This window comes from Mesorhizobium sp. WSM1343, assembly GCF_055901535.1.
The window spans coordinates 5,574,165-5,596,281 of sequence record NZ_CM148370.1; the positions used below are offsets into that span (position 1 = coordinate 5,574,165).

Below are 22,117 nucleotides of genomic sequence, written 5' to 3' on the forward strand. Positions count from 1 at the left end.
ATCGATGGCCTTCGTTAGCCGAATTCTCTTTGCAGCCCTTGCCGGCTGCCTGGCCCTGGATATCGCAGCCGCGGCTGAAGCGCCGGTGGCCTATAAGCTGTCGCCCGGCGATACGGTGGAGATAGGAATAGCCTCCATAGCGGAGCGAACGCAACGCGCGATCGTCCAGATGGATGGCTCGATCGCGCTGCCCGAGTTCGGGATGATCCCGGTTGGCGGGCTGACGCCGGCCGAATTGCAGACGCGCATGGAGGCGGTGCTGCCAACCAAGATAGTCCATCAGCGCCTGCCTGATGGACGGGAGCAAATGATCGTCATCAAGCCGAGCGACGTCACGGCCGTGATCGCGGAGTACCGTCCGATCTATGTGACTGGCGATGTGCTGACACCAGGGCAGCAGAGTTACCGGCCACTCATGACTGTCCGACAGGCAATTGCCGTCGCCGGCGGTTTTAGTCTCCTGCGGTCTCGGGCAAGCCAAAGCGGACCTGATCCCGTTGATCTGCGACGCGACTACGAGTCGATCTGGGGGGACTACATCAGAGACTACTTTCATGGCGCGCGCATCCGCGCCGAACTTCAGAACCAGGCAGAATTTGACATGCAACCGCCGCAAGGCTCGCCCCTGTCGAATGCATTGATATCGGCGGTCGCGCAGGCGGAAGCGGAGGGCCTCAAGATTTCGCTGAACAATTTTCAGCAGGAGCAAAGCTATCTCGACAAGACCGCCAAGGATGCCGAGGCTCAGGTCGAGGTTCTGCTCAAGCGCGAGCAGACGGAAGCGGCCGCGGTGAAACAGGATGAAGACGATCTTGCGCGGGTCACCAAATCGTTCGAATCGGGCAACCTGACCAACAGCAGGCTCGCCGACGTCAGACGTGCCGTGCTGATGTCGTCGAGCCGGGCGCTCGAGACCTCGGTCGAACTGATGAGAACGCGGCGCCAGCAGGAAGACTCCGTCAGGCAGCAGGAACGCAATGAAAATCAAAGAAGGATCGGCCTTCTGAACGAATTGAGGGACACCGACCTTCGCCTCGCCGAGACCACTGCAAGGCTCCACGCAGCCAGCCAGAAGCTTCAGCCATCAGGGGCGTCCGCGCTTCCACTGCCCGTCGCCGGCGAAACCTTTCAGGCGCGGATCACAATAACCGGCGGGGCCGGCGACGCGTCGAGAGGTCGACCGGTCGACCAGGACACCGAGGTTGCGCCTGGAGACACCATCGAGGTGAGGTTCAGCAGCGAACTGCAGAGCGCGGCGATCCAGTAGTTGCGCGGACGTGAACCGAGCCGGGAACGACGTTGCTGATGGCTCGCCCACGGCATGAAGACCGGGCGCCTGAGAAATCAACATAGGGAATCAAGAAAGCGGGTTTGCCGTGATTGGTGAAATAGATGTCGCCAGCGCCTACAGTACCGGCCGCACCGACTTCATGGGGCTGAAGTTGGTTGTCGCGCCCGGCGTGCTAGTCCCTCGCCCGGAGACGGAACTGCTCGGCAGCACCGCCCTCAATGTCCTTCGCGAACTTAAAAGGCCGGTACCGCGTGTCGTGGACATGTGCTGCGGGGCGGGCAATCTCGCCTGCGCCATTGGATACAAGGTCCCCACCGCGCGCGTCTGGGCGAGCGATCTTACCGACAGCTGCGTCGAAACCACCTGCCGGAACGTTGCCCATCTTGGCCTGGCCGGACGTATTTCGGTGCTACAGGGCGACCTCTTCAATTCCTTCTCGGGTCTGGAGCTCGAAGGTACGATCGATCTGGTCGTCTGCAACCCGCCTTACATCTCGGAGAAGCGGCTCGAAAACGACCGCGCGCATCTGATGGAACTTGAACCCCGTGAGGCGTTCGCTGCCGGGCCTTACGGCCTGAGCATTCATATGCGGGTGATCAAGGAGGCGCAGCACTATCTGCGGCAAGGTGGCATGCTGCTTTTCGAGGTCGGGCTTGGCCAGGACCGGCAGGTCATGAGTTTGGTTGAGCGTTCCAAAGCCTATGAGAGCATTCGCACGGTTGCGAACAAAGCCGGTGAAGCCAGGGTGGTTTGTGCACGGGCCAAAGCGTCAGCGTGAGCCGCGCCATGGGTTTGCGCGCTCGGTTGGGACGACGCCCTCAAGCCGTAGCCCGGCGATCAGTTTTCCTTGCTGACCACGTAACGTGCAATTCCCTGGATGGAATCGAAATTCTCCGGCAGAAGTTCACTGTCCTCGACAGTGATGCCGAATGTCTCCTCGACGAAGCCGATAACTTCAAGCACTCCAGTCGAGTCTATGATGCCCTGGTCGAGCAACGACGTTTCAACTTCCAGCGCACGCGGGTCGGCTACGTAGAAGTTTGACGCCAGAAAGGCGCGGATTTGATCGCTGTAGGTGTCAATTCTGTTGTTCGTGCTCAGCATTGAATTGGCCTCCGATCCAAATAATTTCCGTAAATTGCTTTATGACAGCGCCATTTTCTTGAGCTTGCCCGTGTCCGTCATCGGCAGACTGGACACAATTTGGATGGACTTCGGAATCATGAAGTTTTCCAATCGCTTTTGACATTCCATCCGCAGCTGCTTTTCGCCCATGATCGTTCCTTGCTCCATGACGACAAACGCTTTCACTGCTTGCCCCAGCAGGTCGTCAGGTACTCCGACAACCGCGGCTTCCCGTACTCCCGGGATTTCCATCAGCACGTTTTCGACTTCCCTAGGCGCCACCTTTTCTCCCCGCGACTTTATGATCTCATCGCTGCGGCCGACAAAATAGAGGTAGCCTTCCTCGTCCATTCGGCAGTAGTCGCCGGTGTACAGAACCTGCTCGCCGGGCAAAGGACCTGGTTTGAGCTTCTTCGCGGTAGCCTCCGGCTTACCCCAGTAGCCCTTCATGACCGTTGCCCCGCGGATGACCAACTGACCGACGACATTGGGACCAACCCTTCGGTCATCCTCATCGACAATCCACATTTCGGTGTTCGGGATGGCGATCCCCACGCTCAACGGTTTTCGGGCAAGATCGTCCGGCGGAAGATAGGTGCAGCGTTTGCATTCGGTCAGGCCGTACATCGAATAGATGCGGGCGGCGGCAAACAGTTCCTGGAGCAGGCGAATGTGCTTAAGCGGCAGGGCTGCCGCCGTGTTCGTGACATACCTTATGCTTGCAAAATCATTTGCCTTCAGCGTCCTGAGATCCGACAGCGCGGCAAAGATGGTCGGCACGCCGGGAAAGCCTGTAACTCTCTCCCTTTCGATGATCGCAAGTATCTGTGCGGGGAAGGCAAACGAGCGCTCGAGGACCAACCGCGCCCCGGTACGGAATGCCATTATCATCTGATAGAGGCCGTAGTCGAAGGCCAGGGGCAAGACATTGAGGATCACGTCGTCTTCGCCAAGCTCAAGGTACGAGGCGATAGACGTGCAGGCTGTCATCATGTTCCTGTGTGTCAGCATCACGCCTTTGGGTTCGCCGGTCGAGCCCGACGTGTAGATGATGGCTGCGAGATCGATATCGATGCGGCGGCGGGCCGGCGCTTTGCCGTGGCCGGCAGCCGCCTCATCCCAGCGCACGGCATGCGGCAATCCCCGGAGCTCGGCGTCGTCCACCTGACCGGAGACGATGAGCCGCCGCAGCGACGGACAGTTACGCGCCGGCTCAGCAAAGACCGGCTGCAAATGTTTGTCGGTGATCAATGCTGCCGGAAGGCAATCGTTGAGCAAATACCCCAGCTTGTCGCTCTTGGTGAGCGGATTGACGACGCACACAACGGCGCTCGCCTTGAGAACCGCCCAGAAGCTGACCACGGTCTCGACGGTGTTGTCGGCGAAGATCATAACGCGGTCACCGGGAGCGACCCCGGACGTGACGAGATGACGGGCGACCGCGCTGGAGCGTGTCTCAAGCTCGTCATAGGTGAGCCGGTGCTCGCCGCACACCAGCGCTATCTTGTCGCCGAGCCGTTCGGCCGAATGGCTGAGGTAATCGTCCAGCAGAGGTACGGCGCCATGCATCATACCAGCACCTCTTCCCTGTGCAGGTGATCGACGTCTATCCTGAGGTCGACCGCATGCGCGCTCGATGGGCGGCTTGCGACAAACTGCTGATGGAGGAGCTGCGTCGACAGCACGCCGACCAATGCCATGTTGTCCGAGTTGGACAGATCCCCATCGCCGGTCTTGGCAGCGCATTTGTCCAGCAGGCGCGCGACCGAGTTCGGATCAAAGACATTCGCCGCGCGCAGAGCAGTCTCGGAGAGTGCTTCGCGGACATAGGCGGGTGCGCCATCGCCCGTGAAGCAAAGTGCGTTGGGCGCCCGGTAGGGTTGCTTCTTGCGGGCCACGACTTCCACGGGCACGATCGATTTCGCCACACGCTTCAGCACGTGTTTCTCATCCAGAATGCGCAGCTTGTAGTCGGGCGGGAGCGAATTCGCCAACGCCACGAGCCTGTCGTCCAGGAACGGGAAGCGCCCCTCGACAGAATGGGCCATCAGCATCCTGTCACCCTGCGAGGAGAGCAGGTAGCCCGACATCAGTGTCCTGATCTCAAGGTACTGGTCCTGCGCGAGAGGACCCCATCGTGGAAACTCTTCGGGCAGGCGGCCAAGCAGGTCCGCCACCACGTCGTGACGCGCCGCTTCGGCATGCATGCCGGCCGAGAACAGCCGTTTGATGGCGCTGGTGGTGCGCCAGCGGGTGTCATGCGCGAAGCCGGGCGCGCCAAATGCATGGATATCGTGTCCAAAGAACTGGCGCGCCATCGCCTGCTGCTTGACCGGCGACCGGCTCAGATAGGGGTAGAGGCGTTCCAGCAGTCGCGCGCGTCGGGCGGATGCGGGCTGCCGCCCCCAGAAACGGCGGACCTTGCCTTCACGGAACAGGTCGTAGCCGGCAAACATCTCGTCGGCGCCCTCGCCGGTCAGGACGACCTTGATGCCATGTTCGCGCACCAGTCTCGAGAGAAGGAACAACGGCGCCGGCGCGGTCCTGAGAATCGGACGCTCGGCGTGACGGATCACATCTGGGAAAACCTCGGCAATATCACCGCGCGAAACCATCACCTCGTGGTGCTCGCCGCCGCTCGCACTTGCAACCAGCCGCTGGTAACGGGTTTCATCATATTCGGCGTCAGCAAAACGCAACGAGAAGGTCTGGAATGGCGCGCCGGCGAAGCGCCTCCCGAGCATGGCGACAAGTGAGCTGTCGAGCCCGCCGGAAAGGTAGCAGCCAACCGGCACATCCGCCTTGACCATTCTAAGCGCCGTCGCGGCCTGCAAGGCGCTACGCACTTCGTCCACCGCATCGTCCAGTGAGCCGGTGAAGGTGCCGTGGGCCTGGTCCGCGATCTCGGGATAACAAGGTTTCCAGAAAGCGTGCTCACGAACGCTGCCATTGTCGTAGATGCGTACATGGCCGGGGGTAAGTTCCTTCACTCCCTGAAATACGCCTTGCGGCGGTACGACCGTCCACAGCGTGAAAGTCTGGTCTATCCCCGCCGGATCGAAGGCCCGCGGTATCGCCGGGTCGGCTGCGAAAATGGCCTTCACTTCGCTGGCGAAGTGAAGGCGGCCAGCATGTTCGCACAAATGCAGCGGGCAGATGCCGAACCGGTCGCGCGACAGGACGAGACGGCCTGTCAGCGAATCCCAGATGGCGAGTGCCCACTGCCCGTTTAGCCTCTCGAACGCGGCCACGCCCCAGGCGCGGTAGGCGTGCACGATGACCTCGGTATCGCTGCGGGTGCGGAAACGATGCCCCAGCGCCATGAGTTGTTCACGCAGCTCGACGTAGTTGAAGATCTCGCCGTTGAACACGATCCAGGTGGTATCGCCGGTGTCCGCGAGGGGCTGCTGTCCGGTCGAGAGATCGATGACCGACAGACGGGTATGCGCCAGCCCCGCCCGCCTGTCGCGGTAAACGCCGCTCTCGTCCGGGCCTCGATGGGAGAGCGCGGCTGCCATTCGTAGAAGCGCGGCTCGTGAAGGAGGCTCCGCAGCCGCGTTCAGCGCCACAATTCCGGCGATGCCGCACATGGGTCAATCCCTGTCCATCGCAGCGGACAGCTGCGGCCGTGCGTGAAGGTAGCGGGCGGCGCGGCGTTTGCTGACGATATCCTTATAGACCTTCTCGACCTGCTCGGCCGTCAGGCCGGCGGCGGCGGCAACCACGCCGGCCGAAATTCCGTGATTCATGCCGTAGAGGCACAAATCCATCAGCTGATAGGGCAAGGCGAAGTAGAACTCCTCCTGGGTTTGCGCCATGGAAAACGTGTCCGTGGTCGGCGGCCTCATTCGGACCTCCTCGTCAATCCCGAGATATTCCGCCAGCTGATAAACCTGGGTCTTGTAGAGATGGACGATCGGCATCACGTCGGCGACGCCGTCGCCCTGCTTGACGAAGAAGCCTTGGTCATATTCGAGCCGGTTTGGCGTGCCTGCCACTGCATAGTTGAGGCGGTCCGCATGATAGTATTCAGTCATCTTGCGAACCCGCTGCTTGTAGTTGGTTGCAGCGACGATCTGCAGGTAAGCCGCCGGCGAAAGACGCACGGTGTCGATCTTTCCGTCCGGATCCTCGACGGTGAGGCGCGTGATACTAAGGCCGCTGCTCTCCAGCACCGATGCCATGACCAGCTTGCATTTCCAGCCTTCGCCATATCCAGGGACGGCAGTTCGGATGGCCTCCATCTGTCGGGCGTAGGCACCGATGCCCTCGAGCGCCGGCTGGATATCTTCAAGGATTGTGTCGATGCCAAGCTGCCCGGCGACGCTGCGGCCAAGCCTCAACGAGTCGCCGGATGAATCGCGCTCCGGCATGAACAGGCCCAGTACCTTGTCCCTGCCGAACGCGCGTGCGCAGACCGTTGCGACGACCGAACTGTCGATGCCTCCGGAGAGCCCGACAACCACTCCGCGGCGCCGTTGTGTGCCGAGAACCTGTTCGCGCAAGGTCTCGACGATGCGATCGATCTCCAGCCGGGCATCGAGCGCCAGCACATCGCTGCTGAATTCCCCGATCAGGTCGATGACACTGCCTCCCGTTTCTGTGACTCGATTGAAGAGTAGGTCTCAGTCACAGCGTTTTCGATGAGCGGGCGATTGATGGTCAGATGAGGCTCCACGACCATGTCGATGTGAGTGCCGGCGATCGGAATGACGTCCAGATGGACGAATGCCCGATCCCACCCAAGTGCAAGCGGCATTCCGGGCCGCGCGCAACGGAACAAGGTGCCGGTGATCGGCAGTATCGGCCTGGGTTCTGTGAGCCACTGGAAGAAGGCGCGCGCGCGCAGAACTTCCTGCAGTTCCAGTTTGGTTCTGAAGCTCGTCGGGTTGAACTGACCCTCGGCATAGCGGTCGAGGAAGCTGGCAAGCCGGGATTCGCAGTGCATTTTGACCGCGACCTTGGCAAGCGCGCGGCATGCCACTCGACTAGCCGATATACGATTGGTTCGGATCCGGTGAAATGTCCGGGTAATCGTCTCCCAACGCTTGCTGCGTTCGCCAACCAGGCTGGTATCCAGAATGCCCGTGAACGCTACCGCTCGCCCTTGATCAAGCAGACGCGCGGCAACCTCAAAAGCAACCGCTCCTCCGAGCGAGTGACCAAGCAGGCGAACACAGCCGGTCGGCTGCACGCGGTTGATATGATCGATTGCAGCTTCGACCATTGCGGCGACGGTGTTCTGACCTTGCAGGATCATGCCCAGGGCCGGATATCTGATGGGAGACACCCTGGCGACCTTGCTTATTGCCGATGCGAACGAAGCAAGGCTCGGACCATAGCCGACCGACCCGGGGAAAAGGAAAAGCAGCGGAGGCTCGTGTTTCCAAGCGGGCGCGTGCTCGCCGCCTCCTTGAGCAGAAATGACCGCTGCAACCATCTCATCGAAGCTCATTCCAACCGTGAAGGCTTCCAATCCGAGCTCCTGCCCGATCGCGCTTTCGATCTCCATGACGCAGTGCAGCAGCTTCAGCGAATCTCCCCCCGCTTCATCCCAACAGCCCAGGGCGACCCGCGTCTTGAGGACCTTGGTCCAGGCACGCCGTACGATCTGATGAGCAGGAACTTCATGTCCCGCATGGAGTATTTGCGGTGGGGGCGTGGTTTCCCGAACCGAAAGGTCAATTGCAGCCAGCGTTGTCATGTCGATCTTTCCGCTGGGCAGTCGCGGTATCTCGGCGCTTGCATGGAGTCGCAACGGGCAAAGCGCCGGCGGCAATTTTGTCCTGGCAAGTTGGCGCAGCTCGTCGCAAAAACTGGCTCCCGCTCCGCTGTGCGGTACGGCGAATGCAACCAGTTCATTCGCCGGGGTGACGATAACCACGGCATCCTTCACCGACGGCGCGCCACGCAGAACCCGTTCGAGTTCGGCCGGCTCAACGCGCCGCCCATTGACCTTTATCTGGCGCCCTTTGCGGCCTATGATCCGCAGCAGGCCGTCACTCCCGATTTGCACAAGATCGCCCGTCGCAAAGATGCGAAGCGTCTGGTCGCCGGGGTCTACTTCAAACGGAACAACGGCCCCGTTTTCCCAATGTCCAAGCGCGACATACGGGCTTCTGATCAACAGTTCTCCGATCTTGCCGGGCTGAACCGGGTAACCCTCTTCATCGACCACTGCGAAGCTGATTCCCGGAAGCAGCCAGCCGACGGGAGCCGAAGAATCGAATTCCGGCCAATCGTGCGGCAAGAACCACTGCGATCCCGTCGTTTCCGTCGATGAATAGCCGATCTGCACCAGGCAATTTGGCGGGACAGCCTTGCGCACGAGGCGGATGTCGGCCGAAGACACCTTCTCGCCTCCAATTCGGGCAACTCTGAGCGAACCAAAGGCGTCCGCGGGTTCATCCGCCAAGAGAGCGCGAAGCAATGCCGGCACCAGATAGGTGATCGTCACGCCTTCGGATTGCATGCGGCCGCGAACCGCGCGCAGGCCGACGGCTTCAACCTCCACAAGCTGCAACGTGGCACCCGTGAGCAGAGCGGCAAGAATTTCCCGACAGCCGGCGATGGTTGCCGGGCCGGTCAGAGGCAGGAATACATCCTGTGCATTGATGTGGCACGCATCGACATATTGCTGCACTCGGCACAGCAAGTTCCGCTGGCTGTTGACAATCCCCTTGGGGCGGCCCGTGCTGCCGGAGGTATAAAGCACGATTGCCGGTGCATCGACAGAAACCACACGGTGTGCGGCTGGATGGGGCGTTGCCTGCAATGATTGCGCCATATCGATCCAGGCAACGTGCTGGGGCAGATCAAGGCCGTGGAGGCCTTTGTCGCCAATTATGGCGGAGAGCCTCGCGTCGGCGACGATTTCGTTGATGCGCGAGTCCGGATCTCGCACGTTAAGCGGCACTGACGGCCGACCGGATGCCATGCTGGCCAGCATCGCAACGGTGTACCAGACCGAGTTGGCCTGAAGTATTCCAACGGCATTTCCGTCGGGAACGACGGCTTCAATCCAGCCGGCCAATGCCTCGACCGCCCGAAAAAGCTCGGAATAGGTCAGTCGATTGGTGCCGTCGCTGGCGGCTAGTTTTTCGGAATAACGCCCGGCGATCTCCCTCAGGTGATCAAAGACAGGAACGTCGGCGAAGCCAGTTCCCATCCGTTGATGCAGACGTAGAACAGGCCCGCCATGGTCAAGAGCATGATCGGGAGCTTTTAACCATCGGCAAGGGACCACCGTTTGGTAGTCAGCCTGCACCGTTTGAATCGCCCTCGAAGATTCTAAATGCGCCAGAGACATAAGGGCCCCACGCTAGGATTGTTGCCGCTTATCGCTCCGCGGCATGATCTTTTCATCAATCATTCGGATGATGCGTGAGACGGTCTTAATCGCTTGAATTATTCGAAGATGAAGAGGCCAGCCTGCGCCCGCCCGGGCTGCGGGGCTACCTTACCTTACAGAGGTGTCGGGCTGCGCGCTGCTATCCGCTTTGCCAGTGCTTGAAACGAAGCAGTATGCGAACACTTCCCCTCCAAGCTCATCCGTTACACGAACCCAATTGTTTTCCCAAGTCCGCAGGGTAACCTGGCGTCCCGCTGACATAGTCGCCGCCGTGAACGGGCTGGACGCATTGACGTTACTCGCCGCGACCACGTCATCCCCCTCCATTTGTTCCACCAGGTATGTTTGCATCACTGCTCCTGACTGTGGGGCAAGGCCGGTTCAATCGCGTGTAGCTGGACAACTCCAACCGCAGGGAACGGATTTCGTTCCATGCTACAGGCAACCCTACCGCCGGAAGTCAGCCTTCAGATCGCCTGCCCTCCTGGCAGGACCGTGGCCTAGCCGCTGAACGACTGGTCAGGACTGAGCTATGCTTTGGGGGAGATGGACCTCGCCCTGCGAATCCGCATACTTCTGGAAAAGTGCAATCTTGTCGGGATACGTAATCCGGATTTCGCTGTGACAGCCCTCGCAGCGATATTTGGATGCAACCTGGAACCAGCGCCCGGGTCTCAGCAAAGCCAATCCGCAGCGCGGACATTTGAACGTCATTTCAAGAGGGCATAGATTCTGACACAGCGGCATTTCGCAAAGTCCATAAGGGATACCTAATGTTAGGCAACGACAGCCGGCCGAAATCGTTCCTGGACGCCGTTCTTTTCGTCAGGCCGACGACCAGCCCCGGACGCCGGGAGATTATTGGATTGTCCGCGATGCCAGATTTACTGACGCGGGCCTGAACTCAAGCGCACCCCGATTTCCGGTGGCGTAGCGCCGTTGCAGGCGTTGACTGATGTCAGCAGCTTGCAATCCGAATGAGCAAGCCCGGAGCGAGGTGGCCTCGGGGGGACGACGGGGCCGCACGGTCGACGACACGGCCTTTCCGGATGCTGAAACAACGCGCCAACCCTGTCGAACAGCACCAGTGGAACAGGCAGGAAGAAAAGCGGGCGCAACAGGCGGCAATACTTAAGTGTCTCGCCTATATCGTAGCTCGGGAGCCGCGATCCCGACCGAATTGATGGATATGGAAGCGCTGTTGAAGGGAACCGACGCATCCCTTGGCGAATGCGTCGGTTCCAGAAGTTTATGCGTGGCGGATTTCCGTTCCCAGCACCTTCAGACATTCGCGGATGAACGCAGCAAGCGCCGTCCAACCTTTGGCCGAAACCATTGTCCCGTCCACATAGGCCTCGGTCGGCGACAGGTCGATATAGGTGCCACCCGCCAGTGTCACCTCCGGCTCGCAGGCGCCGAGTGCCGCGACCTTCTTGCCGCGCACCACGCCGTCGACAGCGATCAGGATCTGCACGCCGTGGCAGATGGTGAAGATTGGCTTCTTGGCCTCGTGGAAATGGCGCACGATCGCCTGCACGCGCTTGTCGGTGCGGATGTATTCCGGGCCGCGGCCGCCCGCGCAGTAGACGGCATGATACTGATCGAGCTGCCTCTCGGCTTCCGAGAAAGTCTTGTTGATCAGCGCATAATGGCCGAGCTTTTCGGTATAGGTCTGGTCGCCCTCGAAGTCGTGCAGCGAGGTCTTGATCAGATCTCCGGCGTTCTTGTCCGGGCATACCACGTGGATGGTGTGACCGACGGCTTCCATCGCTTGCTGATAGACAAAGATTTCGTATTCTTCGGTGAACTCACCGGTCAGCATCAGTATCTTTTTGCCTGGCATGGCTCTTCCTCTCAGTGTTTTGAGCTAGGCAAGGCGCAGACTGCGCCTGCCTTTCTGTGAAATCGGATAGGGTCAGAATGGCGAATCCGGAAAGTAATATTCCTTGGCGTTGGCCTGGGTGATCAACGGCGCGTCGAGCTTGACGGTGCCACGGACGGGTGCCTGGCCGATCAGGTTGGCGACTGTCATGTAGATCGCGGTCTTGATCATCGACGGCGGGTATGGCGTCTCGACCGGCGTCATGGCGTCGCCGTCGATCACTTTCTTGACGATGTCCTTCATGCCGTTGCCACCGAGCGCAAGCTTGATGTCGGTCCGCCCCGACTGCTTGACCGCCTCGAGCACGCCAAGCAGCATGTCGTCGTCGTTGGCCCACACCGCATCGATATGCGGGTACTTGGCCAGATAGTCCTGCATCAGCTTGAAGGCTTCGTCGCTGTTCCAATGCGCGTACTGGATGTCGAGGACTTTCAGATCAGTGCCTTTGATCGTGTCCTGGAAGCCCTTGATGCGCTCGTCGTCGATGACGGTCGGAATGCCGCGCAACACAACGACGTCGCCCTTGCCGCCAAGCTTGTCGATCATGAACTTGGCGGTGTTGGTGCCAACCGCGATATTGTCGCCGGCGAGGTAGAGATCCTGGACGGAGGCGTCAGTCAGACCGCGATCTACGACGGTGATGAACGTGCCCATGTCCTTGATAGCCTTGACCGGCTGGGTCAGCTCTTCCGAGCTGTAAGGCAGGATCACCAGAGCATCCAGCTTGCGGCTGGCCGACAGGTCCTCAAGCGCGCTGACCTGCTCCGCCGCGGACGGCGACGTCTTCACGACCACTTCGACGTTCGGGAACGCGGCGTTGATTTCCTTGGCCGCCGCTTGTGCGTGGTAGACGATGCCCGCTGTCCAACCGTGGTCAGCGGCCGGTATCGACACCGCGATGACCTTCTTGTCTTGCGCCATGGCCTGGCCGGCCAGCAGCAGCGCGCCAAGTGTCGCTGCCGCAATCCATTTTCTACTGAACATTGTCTTCTCCCTTGGACCTACAAGAACGTTAATCCGCGTGGTCCGGACGCGGCGCTATTTCGAATTCGAAAACCGCTGGATGAGCATGGCGATGATGATGATGACGCCCTGAACAGCGGCAACGAGGTATTCGGAGACGAAGTCCGAGAGCACCATGAGATTGGCGATGAGTTCCAGGATGACGGCGCCGGCGACTGTCCCCCACACATGGCCCTTGCCGCCGCGCAATGCGGTGCCGCCAATCACCACGGCGGTGATGACCTGCAGTTCCCAAAGCTGTCCGGTTGTCGGCGTTGCGGCGCCCAGGCGCGGCACGTAGCAGATCGCGGCAATCGCCACACAGACACCCTGGACGATATAGGCCACGGTCCGTGTCCTGATCACCGAGATGCCGGAATAACGGGCGACATCCTCATTGGCGCCGACCGCCGCACATTTGCGCCCATATTTCATCTTGTAAAGGATGAAGGATGCGACCGCGGCGACTGCGACGGATATGAGGATTGGAACCGGGATCCCGCCGACCGTGCCGAAATAGACAGGCCGGTAGGCCTCGCGCAACGACCTGTCGATCGGTATCGTGCCGCCATCGGTCAGATAGGTTATCAGCGCCCGGAAAATCCCCATCGTGCCCAGCGTGGCGATAAACGGTTCGATCCTGCCGACCGTGACGATGAGCCCGTTGGCAAGCCCGCACAGCAGGCCGACCAGGATCGCAACCGCCATACCGGCGGGAATAGCCCAGATGCCGGCATGCGGCGCCACCGCGTTCATGAACATGATGGTGATGCCGGTGATGAAGGCGGCCATCGAGCCGACGGAAAGATCGAGCCCCCCCGACGAGATCACAAATGTCGCGCCGACCGCGATAATAGCAATGAAGGCGCTGCGGGTGATGACGTTGGCGAGGTTGGTGGCGGACAGGAAATCGGGGTTGATGAGGTAACCGACCACCAGCAGAGCTGCCAGCGCAAGAAAAGGCCCGATATCGGTCCAACTGATGTTGAGATCGAGGGGGCGACGCCTGGGTGCGGATTCGCTCATGACAGCCATTTTGTGCCTCCCTTGGCTTTTGGCCCTTGCTTGGGGCCACTGGTCGCCAGTACCGCCACATTGCTTTCGGTCATTTCGGCGCCACTGACCTCGCCGCTGATGCGGCCTTCGCGCATCACCAGGATGCGGTCGCAGATGCCGATCAGTTCCTGCATCTCCGAAGAGATGACGATGCAGGCCTTGCCCTTGGCCACAAGCTCCTGGATGAAGGCATAGATCTGCGCCTTGTTGGCGATGTCGATGCCACGCGTGGGCTCGTCGATAATGACCACCGAAGGATCGGTCAGCAGCACCTTCGCCAGCAGCAGCTTCTGCTGATTGCCCCCGGAAAGCTGGGCCGCTTTGGCGCCGAGGCTCTTCAGCCTGATGTCATATGTCTCCACGGCCTGTTCCAGGGCTTGCGCTTCGCGGCGCCGACCCATCGAGAGGCCGGGATGAAACACATCGAGCGCCGACAGCGTCAGGTTAGGCGCCAGGTGCTCTTGCAGCAGCAGTCCCTTGCCCTTGCGATCCTCGGTCAGGTAACCGACGCCGGCGTCGATCGCCGCGCGCGGCGATTGGAAATGGACCGACTTGCCCTCAAGTTCGATCTTAGCAACTGCCGGGCGCAAGCCGATAATGCCCTCGAAGAGTTCGGTTCGGCCTGCGCCAACCATACCGGCGAACCCCAGGATCTCGCCCTTGTGGACCGTGAACGACACGTCCTCCACATAGCCGGGAACAGAGGCGTTCCTCACGCTCAGCATCGGTACATCCGAAGGCGCTGCGGTTCTCTCAGGATAGAGCGCTGCCAGTTCGCGCCCGACCATCAGCCGCGCCATATCCATCTGGCTCAGCGTCTTGCCGGGATAGGTGCCGACCGTCTTGCCGTCGCGCAGAACGGTCACTTTGTCTGCGACCCGCTGCACCTCATCCAACCGGTGGCTGATATAGAGCACGGCGGTGCCGTGAGCCTTCAGTTGCAGGACGATCTCCAGCAGGCGCTCGACCTCGCCACCGGTCAGAACGGCGGTCGGCTCGTCGAAGATAACCACCTTGTGGTCGTCAAGCAGGGCGCGAGCGATCTGCACCATCTGCCGGTCTGCCAGCGAAACGTCGCGCACCAGTGCCCTTGGCGAGACCGCGCAGCCGATCTGCGCCAGTTTCTCGGTTGCCAGCCGGCGCATGGTGCGGTCATCCACGACATGGCCACGCGAAAGCTCTCGCCCGAGAAACAGATTGTCGGTGACCGTGAGCCCCTCGGCGAGCAGTATCTCCTGATGAACCAAAGCGATACCGGCATCCTGTGCTTGGGCAGGCTTGGCAAATTTCACCGCGTGTCCGTTCATCGACAACGTGCCGTGGCTTGGCTCGACATAGCCGGACAGCAGCCGCATCAACGTCGACTTGCCGGCACCGTTCTCGCCAATGATGGCGTGGATCTCTCCCGGCAGGACGTCCAGGGTGACGTCCGACAACACCGTCACTGGGCCGTATTGCTTGGACAATTCCTGGGCGCGCAGCACCGGTTCAAGCGAACCAGGCGCATCGCTGGACAACGTGCTCCCGCCCTCCCCGGCGATATTCGCGGCAATGGACATCCGTTCCGACCTCAATCGAATGCCGGGAGCAGGCGATCGCGCGAGTGCTCGATATGGATGCGCATCGCCTTTTCGGCGGCATCGGGATCGGCCGAGCCGAACGCGGCAAGGATCGCCTCGTGTTCGTCAAGCGCCTCCTCGGTCACGCGTGCATGGAACATCAGGCGGAAGATGTGGAAGTGCGTGTGCTGGTGGCTCAACGTCTCGCGGATGAGTTCGTTTTGAGAAAACTCCATGATCTTGTCGTGGAAGATCGCATCCTGCCTGGCGAAATTCGAATAGCGCACGCGATCATCCTTGCCTTCGCGGCGTGACATCACGCCGGCAGCTTCGAGCAACAGATCGAGCTTGGCGTCGTCCATCGTTGCGGCGGCCTTTGCGGCGCCATGCGGCTCGAGCAGCAGACGCATCTCGTATAATTCGTCGAAACGGCGCCGGGTGATCTGGGGCGCGGCACGATAACCGATCAGATGCGTCTTGAGCACCAGGCCTTCGCCTTCGAGCCGTCCGAGGGCTTCCCGGATCGGCGTGTGCGAGACGTTGAATTCCTTGACCAGGCTGTCGACTGTGATGCGCGAGCCGGGGGGGATCTTCAGCGCCATCAACTGCGCGAAGATGGCTTCATAGACATCTTCGACGAGACTGTTGGCGCGCTGGATGCGACCAGCTCCAATGCTGGCGTCGCTTGGGTCGGGTAAGTTTGCGGTCTGCATATTTTGCCTCTTGACAGTGAGGACTGCTAACACGATGGTTCCGCGGATGCAATCCTATATCCTATACGATTTTAAAGCGGATATCTTTTAAGTGCGAGGGACACACTCTTAAACCGTCCGATCCAGACCGAGTTCAATGCCTCCGTTTCCAGTCAGCAGCCGTCAAAGGACCAATCATGACCCTCTTCGCCGCCCTGCGGTTGCCGCGTGAAATCCTGTTCGGGAAGGGGCAACGCCATGTGCTGCCGACGGTCGCCGCCCGGTTCGGCCGACGCGCGCTGGTCTGCACCGACGAGCGTTTCGCGGGCACAACGGTATTCGCCGACATCATCAAGTCCCTTCAGTCAGCCTCGATCGAGGTCCTGGTGCATGATCGTGTTCTGCCCGACGTGCCACGCGATACGGTCGGCGTCTGCGTCGAGGAAGCGAAGGGGTTCGGGCCGGATATGGTGATCGGCATCGGCGGCGGCAGCTGTCTCGATTTCGCCAAATGCGCCACCCTGCTGCTCAGCCATGGCGGCAAGCTCCAGGACTATTACGGGGAGTTCAAGGTGCCGGGTCAGACACTGCCGCTGATCGCCGTACCCACCACGGCCGGCACCGGCTCCGAGGTGACGCCGGTCGCGGTGATTTCCGACCCGGACCGGACGCTCAAGGTCGGCATATCGAGCCCTCACCTTATGGCCGCGGTCGCTCTGTGCGATCCCGAGCTGACAATGACCTGTCCGCCTGGCCTGACCGCGATCGCCGGCGCCGACGCTTTGACCCATGCGATTGAGGCCTTCACCGCCATGCGGCGCGGTGAAGACCCCAATCTCCCGCAACAGCATGTCTTCATCGGCAAGACTGCGCTGACAGACCATTTCGCGTTGCTCGCGATAAAGCTGCTTGGCCGGAGTCTGGAGAAAGCCTGCAGCGACGGCACGGATGCCGACGCGCGTGCCGATGTCATGATGGGCGCTCTGGCGGCGGGCTGCGCGTTCGGCACCGCCGGCACGGCGGCGGCGCATGCCGTGCAATACCCGGCAGGCGCCCTCACCCACACCGCCCATGGTTTGGGCGTGGCCACAATGATGCCTTACGTGATGACCTATAACAGCCGCGTCGCCGCTCACGAGATGGCAGAGATCGGCGCGGCACTTGGCTTGGAGGCCAAGGCGCGAACCGCCGACGAGATGGCAGCCGCCACGATCGAGGAGATCAGGCGATTGTTCGCGGCGATCGGTATTACGCCGACACTGGCTGATCTAGGCCTCCCTGCCGATAAGCTTGACTGGACCGCCGAGCAAGCGCTCGGCATCGACCGCCTGATCAAGAACAATCCGCGTGCGTTCGATCTCGGCACGATGCGACGTCTCGTCCAGGCCGCCCATGACGGCGACCTCGCCGCCTGCGTTATGTGAGAAACGGAACAAAGCGATGAATTTGAACACTCAGCAACTCGACCAGGATGGCTATGACGTGCGCGGTTTTTCGCACGGACTCTACATCGACGGCACTTGGCGGTCGTCCTCCGACGGTCGGCTCATCGATGTCGTCGATCCCTCCTCCGGGGCGGTGATCGCGGCGGTTCCCGATGCGACGGTCGAGGACGCCACCGCCGCCGTCGAGGCGGCGGCCAAAGCAGCTAGGAGATGGCGGGAAACTGCGCCGCGCAAACGCTCGGAAATCCTCAGGCGCTGTTTCGAACTGATGGTCGAACGCTCCGAAACGCTCGCCATGCTGATCTCGCTGGAGAACGGCAAGGCGCTGCGCGACGCGCGCGGCGAAGTGGCTTATGCCGCCGAGTTCTTCCGCTGGAATGCCGAAGAGGCGGTCCGGATCACCGGTGAATTCGGCACCGCGCCATCCGGCACCAACCGGATCGTGGTCGATTATGAGCCGATCGGAATTTGCGTGCTGATCACACCGTGGAATTTCCCGGCCGCGATGGCGACCCGCAAGATCGCGCCGGCGCTGGCGGCAGGCTGCACTGTCGTCCTAAAGCCGGCCAGCGAAACACCACTGACGGCCTATGCGCTGGCGGCACTCTACAGCGAAGCCGGCGTGCCTGCCGGCGTCGTCAACGTGCTGACCACGACCAGTCCCGGGCCGCTGACTTCGGCCATGCTTGCCGATCCGCGGGTCAGGAAGCTGTCCTTCACGGGGTCGACGGGTGTCGGCCGAACCTTGCTCGGCGAGGCTTCAAAGCATGTCATTTCGTGTTCTATGGAACTCGGCGGCAATGCCCCGTTTGTCGTCTTCGACGATGCCGATCTCGACGCCGCCCTCGATGGCGCGATGATCGCCAAGATGCGCAACGCCGGCGAAGCCTGCACCGCCGCCAATCGCCTCTATGTGCAATCGGGAATCTATGATGCTTTTGCCGACGGGCTCCGCAAGCGCATGGCGGCACTTAAGGTGGGGGCGGGCCCGAATGCCGACACCGAGTGCGGGCCGATGATCACCAGAAAGGCTGTCGACAAGATCGATCGCCTGGTCAAGGACGCGGTGGGCCGGGGAGCCAAGGTGCTTTGCGGCGGGGCGATTTCGGAGGAAGAAGGATTCTTCTATCCGCCAACAGTGCTGTCCGAGGTGCCGCCGGATGCGGAGATGGCGCACGAGGAGATTTTCGGCCCGGTGGCACCTATCACACGCTTCGACACCGAGGCCCAGGCCATCGCCCATGCTAACAACACGGAATATGGCCTGGCCGCTTATATATACACACGCGATGTTGGGCGCGGCATGCGGGTGGCGTCGGGGATCGAGGCCGGCATGATCGGCCTCAACCGGGGACTGATGTCGGATCCGGCCGCACCATTCGGAGGCGTCAAGCAGAGCGGCCTTGGCCGCGAAGGCGGCCAGCACCACGGCATCGCCGAGTTCATGGAGGCTAAATATATTGCCGTCACCTTCTGAACCGGCAGTCATGTCAAAGGACCCTTTCCGCACGCGCGACCATGTGGCCGATTTTGACGATATCGTGGCCGACATAGTGACTCGCAGCGCCGAAACCCGGGCGACCCTGCCGATATCGGCGGGTATCGCCTATGGCGAGGGCGAGGCCGAAAGGTTGGACCTGTTCTTTCCGCCCGGTGTGCGCAGGGATCTTCCCGTGCACACCTTCATCCATGGTGGCTACTGGCGCATGTTCTCCAGGAGCGACTATTCTTATGTAGCGAACACAGTCACCAAAGCTGGGGCGATCGCGGTCATCGTCGACTATGCGCTGATGCCCGAATTCAGGATGGCGGCAATCGTCGACCAGATCCGGCGTGCCAAACAATGGGTGCTGGACAATATAGCCGCCCATGGCGGCGACCCTGCCCGGCTAAGCGTAAGTGGTCATTCGGCGGGTGCGCACCTGGCCACATTCCTGTTCGAAAAGGCGCCAATGCCGTCGCGCATACGTGCGGCGCTGCTGCTAGGCGGCCTTTACGACCTCAAGCCCCTTCAGACCTCCTTCCTCCAGCCGTTAATCGGCATCACCGATGAGGAGGCAGCTGCCTTCACCCCAATGACGCGGTGGCATGACCCGGAGACGGCAGCGACCATTCTCGTCGGAGATCAGGAAACGTCACCTTTTCACCAGCAGGCCGCCGACTTCGGAAAGCGCTTGCGCGCGCAGGGGCACCCTGTCAGCGACCTCCGCCTGAATGACCGAAACCACATGAACAGCGTGCGTGATCTGGGCATCAGCGGCACACAAGCTGGCGATTGCCTGATGGCGATGATCGATGGAAACGGCCTGTAGGACGGAAACCCAGGGAGAGCAGGGCCCGCTTGTGCCTTACTTGACACTCCCGTCACTCAGGAAAGTACCGTCACGGGGATCGCGGCACGCTGCCGGCATCGGGCTGAGCTTTGCGACAGGTGAAATCCGGCAGAGCACACAACCGACGATTCCTCATCCTCTTTTTCCACACTGACGAACTGCACAGCGCATCAGAAAATCGAAATTGCCCCTGCCGCCCTGAGCCGCGATGGTCTTTACGCAAGCAGCCGGCTTAGGGCTGTGGAGGAACGTCGTCGCGGCAAAGCCCCTGGGGCAAGGCCGCTTTGGCACGCCGCTGGTTCAAACCGGCAGCGAGGGAGGAACAGACTTGGCTGGTTCGGGCAAATCCGACACCGCGCGCTTGGGCATCAAGATGTCCCAGGAACTCGTCGTCGGCGCGATCTCGGCCGTCCTCTTCCTGGTGTTCTCGGCGACGCTCAACAATTTCCTGAGCCAGGGCAACATCCTTGCCATTCTCAAGAATGTCTCGATCCTCGGCACGCTGGCCGTCGGCATGGGGTTCATCGTCGTTGGGCGCGGCATCGACCTGACCATGGTGGCGGTGATGGTCGTCGGCGTCGCCTTCAGCATTTGGATCTCCACCTGGGGCGTCGACTTCACGCTGGCCGTCGTCTTCGGCGCCATCCTGGTCGCGGCCATCGGCCTGTTCACCGGCGTCATGGTGGCGGTGGCCGAAATTCCGCCGATCTTCGCCACTCTTGCCATCGCGTCCTCGGTCTACGGCTCTGGCCGCATCGTCTTTGCGTCCGACGTGCTCTATGCCCCCTCCGATATCGGCTGGCTGAAATTCGTCGGCAACGGAACCATCCTCGGCATCCCGATGTCGGTGATCATCTTCGCGGCGGTGGCCGCGCTCATGGGCTTTTTCCTGAGGAAGACCCGCTTCGGCCGGCTGGTCTATGCTACTGGCGACAACCCGAACGCGGCCCGCACGACCGGGCTGCCGACGCGCCCGATCATCGTGACGCAATATGTCATCAGCGCCCTCATTGCCTATATCGCCGGCATCATCATGCTGGGGCTGGTCACCGGCATCGACACGCGCCTCTACAATTCCAGCCTGATCTATGACGTGCTGCTGGTGGTCGTGCTGGGCGGCATCGGCCTCTCCGGTGGCCAGGGCGGCGTACGCAACGTCATCGTCGGCACCATCCTGGTCGGCATCCTGACCAACGGCATGACGATCCTGAACTTCAGCTACACCAGCCAGAACCTGATCAAGAGCGTGATCCTGCTGGGCGCGCTGGCGATCGACGCCATCATCAATCCGCGCGACGAGCAGACCTCGCAAAGCGGCGACATCTGAACAAGAACCGAGACATAAATCTGGGAGGATACCATGAAGTTGTTCAAGAACTGCCTGCTCGCGGGCATGACAGCGCTGGCGCTGCTGGGCGCGGCGAAAATCGCCACGGCGCAGGAAACTGATCAGGTCGGCCGCTCTACCTATCTCGAGGCGCTCAAGGGCAAGAAGGTCATCTTCGTGCCAATCTCGCAGGGCATGGACCTCAACCAGGCATGGGTGGTGGTGTGGCAACGTCACGCGGCACGCTACGGCTTCAGCCTCGAAGTGCGCGATCCCTCCGGCGACACCAATGCCGGCATTCGCGCCATGCAGGGCGCCATCGCCGAGAAGCCGGACCTGATCATCGTGCAGAACCCCGACGTCCAGACCTACGCACGCCTGTTGAAACAGGCGCAGGCGGCCGGCATCAAGGTGCTGCAAGTCAACATGCAGTCGGCCACCCAGACGGACAGTTATGTCGGCAACGACTGGATCGAAATGGGCCGTCTCGAAATGGGCGAACTGGCCAAGCACTGCACCGGGCCCAATGCCGTCTCGCACAAGGTGGTCTGGCTCGCCGGCGTCCAGACGGGTGCCGCCAACATCTACATGCGCACCGGCATCGACGAGGTGCTGAAGGCCAATCCCGAGCTGCAGCTCGTCTCCGACCAGCCGGCCGATTACATGAGCGAAAAGGCCCGCCAGATCACCGAGACGGTCCTCCAGCAGCATCCGGACCTGTGCGGCATCATGGGCATCTGGGATAATGCCGAGGTCGGCGCCGGTGCCGCCGTCGTGGCCGCCGGCAAGCAGGACCAGGTGACGATCGTCACCAATGGCGCGGGCAGCGCCACGGGCTGCGAGAGCATCAAGAACGGGCTGCTCGACGTGATCTTCAACTTTAATGCCCCGATCCAGGCCGAGATCGCAGCACAACAGATTTCCGAGCTGCTGCAGCAGCCCGGCCGGCAGGCGGGTAGCGAGAAGACCATCTTCTTCGGCCCGATCACCCGCGTCGACAAGGCCAATGCGACCGGCAGGAATTGCTGGAAGCTGGACGAGCTCAAGTAACGGA

Annotated in this window: 17 protein-coding genes; 7 read left to right on the forward strand and 10 right to left on the reverse strand. The window is 61.3% G+C overall.

The window, feature by feature from the left end; translation table 11 throughout:
* The first annotated feature begins 4 nt into the window (after positions 1-4).
* Positions 5-1,267 (forward strand): polysaccharide biosynthesis/export family protein, encoded by a 1,263-nt coding sequence (locus AC0NIL_RS27225; RefSeq protein ID WP_275953879.1) that lies wholly within the window; start codon positions 5-7, stop codon positions 1,265-1,267.
* A 109-nt stretch (positions 1,268-1,376) separates the two neighbouring features.
* Entirely contained in the window at positions 1,377-2,069 is a 693-nt protein-coding gene (locus AC0NIL_RS27230; protein WP_032898951.1) for a N5-glutamine methyltransferase family protein, read from the forward strand.
* 59 nt (positions 2,070-2,128) lie between these two features.
* Here the strand turns inward: AC0NIL_RS27230 and AC0NIL_RS27235 are convergent, their stop codons facing one another.
* The 10 genes from AC0NIL_RS27235 to AC0NIL_RS27280 form a co-directional block, all read right to left on the reverse strand.
* On the reverse strand, positions 2,129-2,395 hold the full coding sequence (locus tag AC0NIL_RS27235) for an acyl carrier protein (RefSeq protein WP_013533122.1): 267 nt from the start codon (positions 2,393-2,395) through the stop codon (positions 2,129-2,131).
* 39 nt (positions 2,396-2,434) lie between these two features.
* Complete coding sequence (locus AC0NIL_RS27240) at positions 2,435-3,988, reverse strand: class I adenylate-forming enzyme family protein (RefSeq protein ID WP_164767669.1); 1,554 nt, start codon at positions 3,986-3,988, stop codon at positions 2,435-2,437.
* Positions 3,985-6,006 (reverse strand): asparagine synthase (glutamine-hydrolyzing), encoded by a 2,022-nt coding sequence (gene asnB, locus AC0NIL_RS27245; RefSeq protein ID WP_224620001.1) that lies wholly within the window; start codon positions 6,004-6,006, stop codon positions 3,985-3,987. Before asnB ends, AC0NIL_RS27240 begins: the two co-directional genes overlap by 4 nt.
* Positions 6,007-6,009: 3 nt before the next feature.
* A complete protein-coding gene (gene nadE, locus AC0NIL_RS27250; protein ID WP_474048257.1) occupies positions 6,010-6,969 on the reverse strand; it encodes an NAD(+) synthase in 960 nt (319 codons plus the stop codon).
* A 20-nt stretch (positions 6,970-6,989) separates the two neighbouring features.
* Positions 6,990-9,584 (reverse strand): non-ribosomal peptide synthetase, encoded by a 2,595-nt coding sequence (locus tag AC0NIL_RS27255; protein ID WP_275953880.1) that lies wholly within the window; start codon positions 9,582-9,584, stop codon positions 6,990-6,992.
* A gap of 1,432 nt (positions 9,585-11,016) precedes the next feature.
* A complete protein-coding gene (locus AC0NIL_RS27260; RefSeq protein WP_013533129.1) occupies positions 11,017-11,610 on the reverse strand; it encodes a DJ-1/PfpI family protein in 594 nt (197 codons plus the stop codon).
* Between the two features lie 72 nt (positions 11,611-11,682).
* Positions 11,683-12,633 carry a substrate-binding domain-containing protein gene (locus AC0NIL_RS27265; protein WP_013533130.1) on the reverse strand — a complete coding sequence of 317 codons (951 nt, stop codon included), beginning with the start codon at positions 12,631-12,633 and terminating at the stop codon, positions 11,683-11,685.
* A 54-nt stretch (positions 12,634-12,687) separates the two neighbouring features.
* Positions 12,688-13,686: an ABC transporter permease gene (locus AC0NIL_RS27270; RefSeq protein ID WP_275953881.1), complete on the reverse strand. Its 999-nt coding sequence runs from the start codon at positions 13,684-13,686 to the stop codon at positions 12,688-12,690.
* Positions 13,674-15,266 (reverse strand): sugar ABC transporter ATP-binding protein, encoded by a 1,593-nt coding sequence (locus AC0NIL_RS27275; RefSeq protein ID WP_275953882.1) that lies wholly within the window; start codon positions 15,264-15,266, stop codon positions 13,674-13,676. The genes AC0NIL_RS27270 and AC0NIL_RS27275 overlap by 13 nt, the downstream gene beginning before the upstream one ends.
* Before the next feature lie 11 nt (positions 15,267-15,277).
* Positions 15,278-15,979, reverse strand: coding sequence for a GntR family transcriptional regulator (locus tag AC0NIL_RS27280; RefSeq protein ID WP_013533133.1), 702 nt, complete (start codon positions 15,977-15,979; stop codon positions 15,278-15,280).
* A 176-nt stretch (positions 15,980-16,155) separates the two neighbouring features.
* On the opposite strand from AC0NIL_RS27280, the gene AC0NIL_RS27285 reads away from it, so the two are divergent.
* From AC0NIL_RS27285 to AC0NIL_RS27305, 5 genes are all read left to right on the forward strand, one after another.
* Positions 16,156-17,382 (forward strand): iron-containing alcohol dehydrogenase, encoded by a 1,227-nt coding sequence (locus AC0NIL_RS27285; protein WP_275953883.1) that lies wholly within the window; start codon positions 16,156-16,158, stop codon positions 17,380-17,382.
* A gap of 16 nt (positions 17,383-17,398) precedes the next feature.
* Positions 17,399-18,880, forward strand: coding sequence for an NAD-dependent succinate-semialdehyde dehydrogenase (locus tag AC0NIL_RS27290; RefSeq protein ID WP_063167481.1), 1,482 nt, complete (start codon positions 17,399-17,401; stop codon positions 18,878-18,880).
* Between the two features lie 10 nt (positions 18,881-18,890).
* On the forward strand, positions 18,891-19,715 hold the full coding sequence (locus AC0NIL_RS27295) for an alpha/beta hydrolase (RefSeq protein ID WP_473572776.1): 825 nt from the start codon (positions 18,891-18,893) through the stop codon (positions 19,713-19,715).
* A gap of 349 nt (positions 19,716-20,064) precedes the next feature.
* Positions 20,065-21,063: an ABC transporter permease gene (locus tag AC0NIL_RS27300; RefSeq protein ID WP_224620012.1), complete on the forward strand. Its 999-nt coding sequence runs from the start codon at positions 20,065-20,067 to the stop codon at positions 21,061-21,063.
* 33 nt (positions 21,064-21,096) lie between these two features.
* Positions 21,097-22,113 carry a sugar ABC transporter substrate-binding protein gene (locus tag AC0NIL_RS27305; RefSeq protein WP_064994996.1) on the forward strand — a complete coding sequence of 339 codons (1,017 nt, stop codon included), beginning with the start codon at positions 21,097-21,099 and terminating at the stop codon, positions 22,111-22,113.
* The last annotated feature ends 4 nt before the right edge of the window (positions 22,114-22,117 follow it).